Consider the following 11,478-nt stretch of genomic DNA (forward strand, 5'->3'; position numbering starts at 1 on the left):
GGGCTATTATATTTCTGATAAAATTTCAAAAGGTATTCGGAATGTGATTATTCCGAATACCTTTTGTGTGAATGTAAAGTGCACCAGCAACATCCAAGCTCTGTGCATAAGTGTTAGTGAAAGCATTGGCACGTATGTTTTTACTGCGTTTTTGCATCTTGGACAGTTTCTTTTAATTGAATGTTAACCGTTGTCCCTTTTTGTTCTTCGGAAGTAATGGTCACGGATCCTCCATGAGCTTCTATAATATCACGCGCAATAGCAGTACCTAGCCCAGTACCATGTGTTTGTTCAGTATTTGTGCCACGATAGTAGCGTTCAAAAATATGGGCAAGATCTTCAGCGGAAATACCATGGCCATCGTCAGAAATTATAATTGAATTGTCTTCGACAAGGACATGTACAGTTACATCTGGCGGATTGTGGAGCAATGCATTGTGTAAAAAATTCACAATAGCCCGACGCATAAAGTGTATGTCAATACTGTGCTCGATTATGTCAGTGCTGGCATCAAAATCGATTTTGGCCAGCTCGTACTGCGGCATATTGAGTGTATCAATAATGATTTCACGTATAAACTGAACTATGTTAACCTCGGTCAAAGAGAGCGGTAACTGCTGATGTCTTAGTCGCATCGTTAAGTTTAAATCATCGAGTAAATCTTGCATATGCAATGACTGTTTTTCTATAATGCGTACGTATTCGATCTGCTCGTTGGGCGTTAATCTCCCATCATTTAATAGCTCGGCATAACCCCGAATGGAAGCAAGTGGTGTTTTCATATCGTGTGAGACATTACTAATCCATTCCTCCCGCATTATCTCCAACTGTTTGCGCTCCTGCTCATGTGCAGCCAGCTCACTCGACACCTCATTTAAATTTTCAAAAACAGGCTGATAGACACCCTTCGGCATTTTAATGGGCATATGCTTGTGATTTTTTAAATGTTGAATGCGTTCAATCATGGCATAGAGAGGCTTAGTTAAAGCGCGGCCGAATAGCCAGCCAACGAGAGTCGCCACAAGTAAATCAGCCAAGACGATAAGTAGCCCGTATTTTCCGATAAGTTGTAAAGTCGACTCTCCAGAAAAGTGAGCAACATACCTTGAAACGCCGCTACCTTTAATACCAATTAAATAGTTGATATCGCTTTTACTTTTACTTCCTACATAAACTGTTGTGTCAATATCGTATTCCTTATATTTGTAAACTTGAATTAAATCCACAGGTGCATAATGAGAAAGAGCATTTTCAGGGGCGAAATGTGAAGCAATGACTTGGCCATTTGGATCAAGCAATTGTATCCATGCATTTCGTTGATGCAACTGTTGTAGCCCTTCTTTGTCGATATTACCACTTTCATCAATATACTGTTGGAATGCACGGACAAAGGTTTCGTCTGTAGCTGCAGTTGTACTATCAAATTTACTTGCCTGCTGATAGATAATGAGGCCAATCAGAATGGCAGTATTAACAAAAATAACGATGATGACAATGGATATCACTGAAAATAGAAAGCGAGCTGTTAGTCGCCACTTCATGTTTGCGCCACTTTCGGAATAATAAACTTATAGCCGAGTCCTTTGACGGTTGTGATGAAAACAGGTTTCGATGCATCGCTTTCAATTTTCTCACGGAGTCTTCGAATGTGCACCATGACAGTGTTGTCAGAGCCAAAGAAATCCTCCCCCCATACACGCTCAAACAGTGTTTCCTTGCTTAAAATGCGATTTGGATTGTGCAGAAAGCAGGCCATTAAACCAATTTCTTTAGCGGTAAGTTCTAGTAAAGTACCGTCCTTATGTACTTCCGTCTCATCACCATTTAGCAGAAAGGGTCCAACCTGTAAGGCTTGCAATGTAGTAGTTGCCGGAGCATCCTGTGTCTGGTAGCCAGCTCTGCGTAGCTGTGCCTTTACACGGTAGGCTACCTCCTTTGGGCTAAAGGGCTTTGTAATATAATCATCGCCCCCAATGGCAAGGCCTAAAATTTTATCTATTTCCTCTGTTTTAGCAGACATGAAAAGCACAGGTACATGTGATATTTCTCGAATACGTCGACATAAATCGTACCCTTCACCGTCTGGTAGCATCACGTCGAGTAACACGATATTTGGGGAATTCTGTTGAAAACTCGTCCAGGCTTCGGTAATTGAGCCAGCTGTATGGATGTGCTTGAAGCCCTCTTTTTGGAGACTCATCTTTAGTAGATTTGCTAAATCTGCCTCATCATCCACGACTAAAATAATTGGTTCCTGCATGCTTTCATACGCCCTTTCGTTTTTATAATTGATGTTCATATCCTATAGAACATAAAGAATAGCGCATAGCTTGAATTTTTGGAAGTAGCTAGCACATTTATTTATTATGAGCTTTATTATAAATGAAACTTGTTAGGAAGACGAAATGTGGTGGCATGTACACGGGTACTAAAAATAAATGAGAGTTTTAGCCAGTGAGCTTCGATATAGTTAGTGAAAAAGGATTTGAACAAAAATAAAGGAGGCGAGGATATGAAGTGTAATGCTAAAAATTTTATTCGTCGTTTACAAAATCAAAAGGAAGATGCCCTTGAATACGTTATTGAACATTATTCAGGTTTTGTGCACGCTATTGCCTTTAAAGTGTTGGCTGACATTAGTAAAGATGCTGTCGAGGACTGTGTGAATGATGTGTTTTTAGCAGTTTGGCAAAATGCACAGCACTTTAAAGGGGAGCCGATCGATTTCAAAAAATGGATGGGAATGCTGACAAAATATAAAGCCATTGACGTATTTCGCAAGCTGGAAAAACAGCAAGCACGTGAGCATAATGACAAGGAACTTGCTCAAAAACCAGATTTAGGAGACGTGCAAGAGGAACTTGTGAAAAAAGAGCAAAGAAACGAATTACTGTTGGCAATTAGTCATTTAGAAAGTATCGATCGAGATATTTTTATGATGAAATACTATTTACACTTATCCACTATGGAGATTGCAGAGGCCTTGCATTTATCGAAGGCAGCTGTTGAAAATCGACTTTACCGTGGGAAGAAAAAGTTAGCGAAGACAGTTCAGCTTAAGGAGGCGTTAACATGACGACGAAAAACCATAAAGATTGGTTAGATCTAGACGTGGACTCAATTGAACCGATGGAATTATCTCCAACGCAGAAGGTGCAGCTAAAACAAATTATTTTAAACAATAACACGAAAAAGCGTACAGCGAAATGGTTGCGCAATTTAGCGGCAGCGGCAATTATAGGTGTGAGTGCTGTGACAACTATAAATTTTACTTTTCCAACACTTGCCACGCAAATTCCATTTATGAAAAATATCGTTAGCTACTTTGATAATAACCATACAATGTTTGAGAATTTTGAGAACTACGCGACGGAAATTGGACAAGTGCAAACGAGTAACGGCATATCAATGATGATTGAAAGTGCTGTGTATGATGGGACGTCAGTTACGATTTCCTATGCGCTTGAAACAGAGATTGATTTAGGGCCAAATCCACGTTTTAGCATGCATGGATTAGATATAAAAAATTCGAAAGGTATTGGCGCTCACGGCACTATTCAAAAGGTGAGTGATACGAATTATGTTGGACTCGAAAAAATAACACCACATTTTGATAAGGAAGTGCCGGATGAAATTGAAATACTGTGGAGGCCTCAAGTTTTTACTGATAGGAGTAAAAAAGGAGATGTAACAGAAGTGAAGGGGGACTGGGCTTTCCAATTTAAAGTGCCAAAACTTGTAGAGGACTTACAGCTAGTAAATGAAACCGTTACAAATCATGGTGTTACAGCTCGATTTACAGCACTTGCAAAAAATGATTTGTCGACAGTCATTCATTACGAGCATAATGTTGAGCCAGAGATAGTAAAGAAATGGCCGTATATTGATATTCAATTTGAAGAAATACGTGATAATCTAGGCAACATTTATATAGTCGATTCAAATGGTAGTCAAAGCTCTGATTATGGTATTTATACGAAGTCGAGTGGCACTGTACAAGCGATCGACCCTGCAGCAACATCCATTACAATTGTGCCGGAAATCTACTTCTCTTTAGGCTCAGGAAAAGGTTTGGAGGTAAAAAAAATGGACCCTGTGACAATCCATTTACAATAATCTAATTTTAGGTCATTTGTGTATAAACGTACACAAAGACCTTTATTTATATGAAACTTTCCAGGGAGCCCAAGCGTAGTAATAGTAATAACAATCCAGGAGGAATGACGATGTTCAAAAAAATAGCAGCAGAAGCACTAGGGCTTTCAGATATTGGGGTAGTCGTATCTCATGAAGATTTTGACAAAACAGATGCAGATGATTTTATTCTGCATGAAATTGACGAGAAAATCTATTTTTTAATTAAGACAAAAGCAGATGAATATTGCTTTACAAACCGTGCCCTCATCCATGTAGATGGTGAAAATGCGATGAGTAAAAAGCGCTTATTGCGTCGCTATGACTATTCAATGTTTAAAATTAGTGAGGTTTTACTCGAAACAGCAGGAACTATTGATCTCGATGTCGAAATTAAGTTTACAATCGGCAATAATACACTTTCAATTGACATTCATAAGCGTTTTATTGACGAAATTAAGGACTTGTATAAGGCGTTACATGCCATTAGTTACGAGCAAAAGCAAGATGCATACAAGTTTAGTGTAGCGGAGCAGAGCCTTACTATTGCCTCAGCATCAATGGGACGCATTGGTAATGATAATATATCACCAGCTTCGTCATTCAAAGAAATTACAAGCTTCGCAAGTAAATGGATGATAGACCATAAAGAAAAGTATGTTAAGGAAGACTTCTCACATATTTTCGATTTGTACATTAATAAATAATGATTATAGCTCTCTGCTCGTTTAAGTAGAGAGCTCTCTTTTACCCTTATTCAGGGAGTAAATGACTACATATGAAAATTTTTGGAATTGGAGAGTGGCTAACCATGATAACCGAATTGCAAGTACATGAGAAAATGAAACAATCGGAAAATGAGGATATGGTACAGCAAGCGCAAGCTGTCGAAACATTATTCGTCAATGAGTTCATCGATGGTATTTTAGATCCGCAACAGAAAATGCTTGGCCCAGTAAAGAATGGGGGCATCATCATTGCAAATACAACCCCAGGATGTTGGGGACCAATGCTGACACCTACGATTCGTGGTGGACACGAAGTAACGAAGCCTGTTTTTGTAGAAGGTGCTGAGGTGGGCGATGCCATTGTGATTACAATCAAATCAATTCAGGTAACATCTCTTGCAACGGCATCAGGGCATGATGAGGCAATCGTCGATCGTTTTATTGGCGATCCTTTCGTGTCAGTAAAATGTCCAGGCTGTGGTAAGCTCCACCCAAGTACTGTAGTAAGAGGTGTTGGTCCGCAGGCAATCCGCTGTTCGACCTGTGATACAGAAACCGCACCATTTAAAATGACCAATGGTTATACAATGGCACTAGATCAAAAGGGCAATATCGGTGTGACAGTTGGTCGAGAAGGCGCTCGTCGTATTGCACTCGATGCTAAAAACTATATGCGGACACCTGAAAATTCTGTGCAAAATCCAGTGGTAGCTTTGGCGCCAAGTGATTTAGTAGGTGTTATGGCAAGAATGCGTCCGTTTTTAGGGCAGCTTGGAACAACACCTTCGAAGGCGATGCCGGACTCACATAATGCTGGCGATTTTGGGACGTTCTTAATTGGTGCGCCGCATGAATATGCATTTACACAGGCTGAACTAGATACACATCGAACAGATGGGCATATGGATATTAGCCGCGTACGCGAGGGAGCGACAATTATTTGTCCTGTAAAGGTACCTGGTGGCGGTGTGTATATTGGTGATATGCATGCGATGCAGGGTGATGGAGAAATTGCTGGGCATACAACAGATGTAGCAGGCATTGTTCAGCTTCAGGTGAATGTTTTGAAGAAAGTGACATTAGAAGGTCCAATTATCTTACCGAACGAAGAAGATTTGCCATACACAGCGAAGCCTTTTACAAAAGAAGAAAAGCGACGAGCCCGTGAACTAGCAGAGGAATTCGGTGTCAAACAGGTGGAGGAAGCTTTCCCTGTAGCAGTTGTAGGATCAGGAACAACATTAAATGAGGCAACAGATAATGCAATTAGCCGGGCTGCACGGTTATTCGAGATGAGCGAGCCGGAGGTCATGAATCGTGCGACGATTACAGGATCTATTGAAATCGGTCGTCATCCTGGCGTAGTAACGGCAACCTTCCAAGTGCCGAAAACGGTGCTGAAGAAAGCGCGAATTTTTAAACCAGTGAAAAAACAATATGATTAATACAAAGCCTGCCTTTAGTGGTAGGCTTTTTTCTTTGAAAGTAGAAGTGTAGAATCTATATGAACCCGTTGCTTTGCGCTACGGCGGACGCTTTTCGCAGACTCCTCATCGCTCCGCTCCTGCGAGGTCTTCAGCTCATGCTATTCCCGCAGAAGTCGCCGCCTGCGCTCCAATCAACTAGTGTGCGTCTATCGGTAAAAATTATGAATGTTACTTTCAAGACTCAGCTATATTTGAACAGATTTCTATCTCATCTTAAAAGAAATTGCGGATCAAAGATTATGGAGCTCTGACCAAGTCTTTATTGATTTGACACATATGAAAGTGCATGCGAACAAGCGTAAATTTGAAAAGAAAATCGTCCGTATGAGGCAAAACGCCAAGAAGAGCGGAATCAAGATCGAGTAGACGAAGGAAAGAAACCTTTTTTCACCAGAGCAGTTTGAAAAAGAAGAAATGCAAGAAATCAAGGTGAGTACGATAGACCGAGAGTCGCTACTATGTAATTGCGTTGGACAGCCTTAAGAGGGATTAAAATTGTCCATGCATGCGATGCTTACTTTTGCTGCTATGAATTTGAAGAGGCTAGCTAATTGGACATGGCAAAGTCCAAAAATGGAAGAAAACTGTTGCTTGTAGCGTACTACTGTCGTTAATAGGGGCTATTTGTAACTAATATTGCAAAAGGTATTCGGCATGTAATCATTGCGAACACCTTTTGCATGTTGAACATGGATAAAAAATATAAGCACTGTAAGATATCTCTCGGGTAATTGATAGAGTTGCTCGTATAGTTTAATTTTGTCTAAAATATGACAAATGGAAATTGAATTCTATTTATTAGCTGATATAATAGGAAATGCTCAGAAAAGATTAAAAAAAGACTATGTTCGACAGAATTATTGTAAATAAAGGATGGCGAGTAATGGCAGATTTCGTACGTTTGCAGGAAAAAGAAGAAAAAGATCATCGAATAAAAACATACATATCCAAAATGAATGGAGGGGGGCATGCTCCCTCAAGAACAAATTTTGCTGATGCTGCAACAGGCGCGTTTGGTGGACTAATATGTATTTTTGTATTGCTTTGTTTAACAAACTACACAGGAGCACCATGGTTAATGGCGTCGCTTGGAGGCAGCTGTGTTCTTGTATTTGTTGTATGGAATGCTCCTCTATCGCAACCACGAAATATTATTGGAGGTCATTTTATATCGGCGGTTATTGGGTTGTCTATGTATTCTTTGTTAGGCTCAGGTATTATCTCCATTAGCTTGGGGGTGGGGTTAACAATCTTTTGTATGGCATTTTCAGGGGTAATACATCCCCCAGCTGGAGCAAACCCGATTATAATTATTTTAGGAGGCTACGGCTGGAGCTATTTAGTCATGCCTGTACTAATCGGCGCCCTAATTATTGTGATTTTTGGATTGCTGATAAATAATTTACGAGACACTCGAAAATATCCAATGTTTTGGTGAAATTTTTAAGAGGGAAGTGCGGTTTTGGTGTAGTAAAAAATTTTGCGCCTGCCACTTCGTTTTCGGTGCAGAAAAAAGTGTCTCAGCTGAGACACTTTTTTTGTAACTATTTTTTATGCTGTACGTCTACTGCTAGGAGAATGTGTTGTTCTCGTTTTCAATTGGGGATGTATAACTTTTTTGAAGTTATACATGTACATAGGCGATGAGCTATTTGTGACGATGCGATTGGGCTACCAACTTATGAGCGACTGTCCAATGGGCTCATTTGCCTTTTTTTCAATGGGGCCAAGAATGTAACAAGCCATCTAAGGGTGCATACGCATGCTTTTAGATGGTTTTTTTATGTTATTTTATTGATTTTGAACAAATGCTTGTGCACTTTTGTTTGGCATATCAAATATTTTTTAGCATATGTTGGATAGGATTTGTTATATTGGAGAAAGAGTGTTCAAGATTTATAGGAACGTATTTTTACATGACAGGGGAAGATCTTTGTTGGGAGAATTTGATGGGGGGCTCCGGTTGTATGCTGTTGGATTGTGATGAGCAGTTATTCATAACATATAGTGAAAGTGGCGAAAAGGGTGCAGAAAAATTACTTTCAAAATGGGCAGAAATCAACACACAAACGGATCCAAAAATACTAGGCACTACACTGTCGCCAAACTTATTTTTGGTTAATGAGGAAGCGGCAATGAATATTGCTTTTTCGACAGCCCGAAAATACTGGGGACGAGTATCTGCAGATCTGCAACTTTTTTTTGAAAAGCATGGCTTTGATGAAAAATTTGTTCATGATCGACTCAATACTTTTTTTTATACGCAAAAAGGGAAAGAAACATTTTTTGAGCAACTTTTCGCACAGCATACAATGGACTTAGAGCGGTTAATCTGGCTTATTTTCGGAAAGCGTTGGCAGGTAACGTTGCCTGTAGATGACTTACAAACAATATTTTTATATAAATTTAAAGATGAATATTTTGTGCATATGATATATAAAGAAGAAGCTTTATTTTGGCACTGGCTTTTTACAAAAAAAGTTTATTCACTGCTTATCCACAGACCATTAGAACAATTCACATTTATCCACGAAATGATGCGCCATTTCGAACATTCGGCGCAAATAACTTATGCACATGTGAATAACTTTGTGCATAATTACAGAAAAAATCTGGATAAGTGCATAACTTATGTGGATAAACATAATGCAAGTTGTTTGGCAAAAAAACAACTGCGTCTTTATCAAATTGTGACTCACTATCGTTTGTCGTCAGGGGATTATCAAAGTGTGAAGGCATTGATTACTTCTTTTGAAGGAGATTGGCGCTATTCAATGTATGCATTAACGGAAAAAGAGAAAGTACTGATTGCGTACATTTTATTGCATATGGGGCATGAGGAGCAGAATTATGAGATGGTTATTCATTATGGAGAGTACTTATTAGAGGATGAACGACTGAATAATTACGCAATAGAAATTATGCTAGAATATAAGGATTTACTGCCTAATCGAAAGCCAACACCACCGGCTATTATAAAAAATTATGCACTAAATTATCTAGAAAATTTGTACGCTGTATTACTTGATAATTATGTGAAAATGGCACGTTATCAAGAAGGGCTAACGCTTATTAAAGAAAATGTGTTGGCATCCAATAAAAAAATACATGCAGCTTTAGTGCAACAAAACTTTAGTAATGAGCAATTTATCGCAATTGAGGCATCAGTTCAGCAAGATATTGCCCTACAAGTTAACAATTCGTTGCAACATATTGGTCTATCTGTCGAAGAATGGCGTCAAAATTACCGTAAGCCAGATGCACCTTATTATTTGGTAGCTCAGAGCGCATCTTTACACATGTTGAATATTTTGAAGGTTTTATTTGTGACTGAACAGTATGAGCTATTTGAAAAATTGATGGAAGTATATAAAAAATATTTACTCAATGATGATCATTTTGGGAAGTTACGAATGTTTATCAGTGCTTATGTATAATGTTACAAAAAAGAGTGCCTAATGCGTCATATAAAGACGTCATTAGACACTCTCTTTTTATTCTAAAACACCGTTTTCTTGTAGAGCAGCAATTTTCTCAGCACTGTAGCCTAGTGCTAACAGAAGTTCTTCATTATGTTCGCCAAGTTTAGCACCAACATGTTTATACACAGGCTTGTAACCATCAAATTTAAAAGCAGAAGCAATTTGTTTTTGTGTCGTGCCGTCTTTCTTTGGAATATCAACAATCATATCACGAGCTTGTAGCTGTGGATGCTTACATGCCTCTGGAAAGGTTAACACGGGTTCTACACAACCTTCGAAATTTTCGTTAAAAACTTCAAGCCATTCTTCATAGGTTTTTGATAAAAATGCATCGTGCACTGCCTCTTTAAAACGTATTTGTGTATAGTACGAATCATTAAAAGTGTTATCAATCAACTCAGGAATATCAAGTGCCTCGCAAAGTAGTTTACGGAATTGCGGCTCTAGGCTTCCTACTGAGAAAAAGCGACCATCCTTTGTTTTGTAGAAATCGTAATAGCTGCCGCCGTTTAAAATTTCTTGCTCAGGCTGTGGCACACGATCTCCACCTATATAAGCCGAACCATACATAGCATTAAGTGAAAAAACAGCATCAGTCATACTAATGTCGACATACTGCCCTTCTCCTGTTTTTTCACGGTGTAAGGCAGCTGCAAGTACCCCGATTGCTGCGTGCATCGTACCACCTGCAATATCTGCCAGCTGAACGCCCATTGAGACAGGCTTTTTGTCTTTATGACGAGAGTAATCGAGAACGCCTGCAAGTGATAGATAGTTATTATCATGTCCTGGCCGATTGCTATATGGGCCAGTCTGACCATAGCCTGTAATAGCACAATAAATTAGCTTAGGATTCACTTCTTTTAACGCCTCATAGCCGATGCCAAGACGTTCCATCACCCCAGGGCGGAATCCTTCAATAATTACGTCGTACTCTTGTACAAGAGACTTTACGATTTCTACAGCCTCTGGTGATTTTAAATTCAAAGTAAGCGACTTTTTGGAACGGTTCAAATGTTGGTGAATATACGCCTCATGGTCTTCATCGTATGGAGGCATAATACGTGTTAAATCTACGCGCTTAGAAGATTCAACGTGAATGACCTCAGCGCCAAGGTCAGCAAATATCATTGTTGCCATTGGTCCTGGTAGTAATGCAGAAAAATCGAGAATTTTTAACCCCTTTAAAATACCCAAATCTCCCAACCCCTTTTTGTGTAGGCTACAAAAGTCCAAACATTTTGTAGCGCTTTTCTCATTATCCCCATATTGTGAAAAGCGTGTTTTACTACATTCTGTATTAATACAGAATATTATAAATTTATCAGTATTATAACAGAAATATAATTAGATTGACTATGTTAAATTTCATTATAAAATAATTTGTCAGAAAATTATATGTCAGCATAACAATAAAAGTAAAAAAATTTAGAATATAGATTTTCTGGCAAAATTCAGACAATAAATAGCCGTTATTTGAATATTCAGTCTCGAAATAGAGTTTGTCTTTTTTCTATTAAATATGAACCCGTTAATTTCCGCTACGGCGGGCGCATTTCGCAGGCACGGCTTCAGTCTCCTCGTCGCTACGCTTCTGCGGGGCCTTCAGCTCATGCTAATCCCGCAGAAGTCGCCGCCTGCGCTCCA

Annotated in this window: 9 protein-coding genes; 6 read left to right on the forward strand and 3 right to left on the reverse strand. The window is 39.1% G+C overall.

What is annotated here, in order from left to right; all coding sequences use genetic code 11:
- Nucleotides 1-140 precede the first annotated feature (140 nt).
- Nucleotides 141-1,541 (reverse strand): sensor histidine kinase, encoded by a 1,401-nt coding sequence (locus tag ACOMCU_RS20965; protein ID WP_010857598.1) that lies wholly within the window; start codon nt 1,539-1,541, stop codon nt 141-143.
- Complete coding sequence (locus tag ACOMCU_RS20970; protein WP_010857599.1) at nt 1,538-2,260, reverse strand: response regulator transcription factor; 723 nt, start codon at nt 2,258-2,260, stop codon at nt 1,538-1,540. The genes ACOMCU_RS20965 and ACOMCU_RS20970 overlap by 4 nt, the downstream gene beginning before the upstream one ends.
- A 252-nt stretch (nt 2,261-2,512) precedes the next feature.
- Here ACOMCU_RS20970 and ACOMCU_RS20975 point away from each other — a divergent pair, with 252 nt between their 5' ends.
- From ACOMCU_RS20975 to ACOMCU_RS21000, 6 genes are all read left to right on the forward strand, one after another.
- Entirely contained in the window at nt 2,513-3,076 is a 564-nt protein-coding gene (locus tag ACOMCU_RS20975) for a sigma-70 family RNA polymerase sigma factor (protein WP_010857600.1), read from the forward strand.
- On the forward strand, nt 3,073-4,116 hold the full coding sequence (locus tag ACOMCU_RS20980) for a DUF4179 domain-containing protein (RefSeq protein ID WP_421051285.1): 1,044 nt from the start codon (nt 3,073-3,075) through the stop codon (nt 4,114-4,116). The genes ACOMCU_RS20975 and ACOMCU_RS20980 overlap by 4 nt, the downstream gene beginning before the upstream one ends.
- A gap of 110 nt (nt 4,117-4,226) precedes the next feature.
- Nucleotides 4,227-4,841: a PH domain-containing protein gene (locus ACOMCU_RS20985; protein WP_010857602.1), complete on the forward strand. Its 615-nt coding sequence runs from the start codon at nt 4,227-4,229 to the stop codon at nt 4,839-4,841.
- A gap of 134 nt (nt 4,842-4,975) precedes the next feature.
- Entirely contained in the window at nt 4,976-6,307 is a 1,332-nt protein-coding gene (locus ACOMCU_RS20990) for an acetamidase/formamidase family protein (RefSeq protein ID WP_421051289.1), read from the forward strand.
- A 925-nt stretch (nt 6,308-7,232) separates the two neighbouring features.
- Nucleotides 7,233-7,787, forward strand: coding sequence for an HPP family protein (locus tag ACOMCU_RS20995; RefSeq protein WP_010857604.1), 555 nt, complete (start codon nt 7,233-7,235; stop codon nt 7,785-7,787).
- A 529-nt stretch (nt 7,788-8,316) separates the two neighbouring features.
- On the forward strand, nt 8,317-9,786 hold the full coding sequence (locus ACOMCU_RS21000; protein ID WP_010857605.1) for a hypothetical protein: 1,470 nt from the start codon (nt 8,317-8,319) through the stop codon (nt 9,784-9,786).
- A 57-nt stretch (nt 9,787-9,843) separates the two neighbouring features.
- On the opposite strand, the gene ACOMCU_RS21005 is transcribed toward ACOMCU_RS21000, so the two are convergent.
- Nucleotides 9,844-11,028 (reverse strand): CaiB/BaiF CoA transferase family protein, encoded by a 1,185-nt coding sequence (locus ACOMCU_RS21005; RefSeq protein ID WP_010857606.1) that lies wholly within the window; start codon nt 11,026-11,028, stop codon nt 9,844-9,846.
- Nucleotides 11,029-11,478 lie beyond the last annotated feature (450 nt).

The sequence above is a fragment of the Lysinibacillus sp. UGB7 genome (assembly GCF_049058285.1).
Lineage (GTDB): Bacteria > Bacillota > Bacilli > Bacillales_A > Planococcaceae > Lysinibacillus > Lysinibacillus sphaericus_B.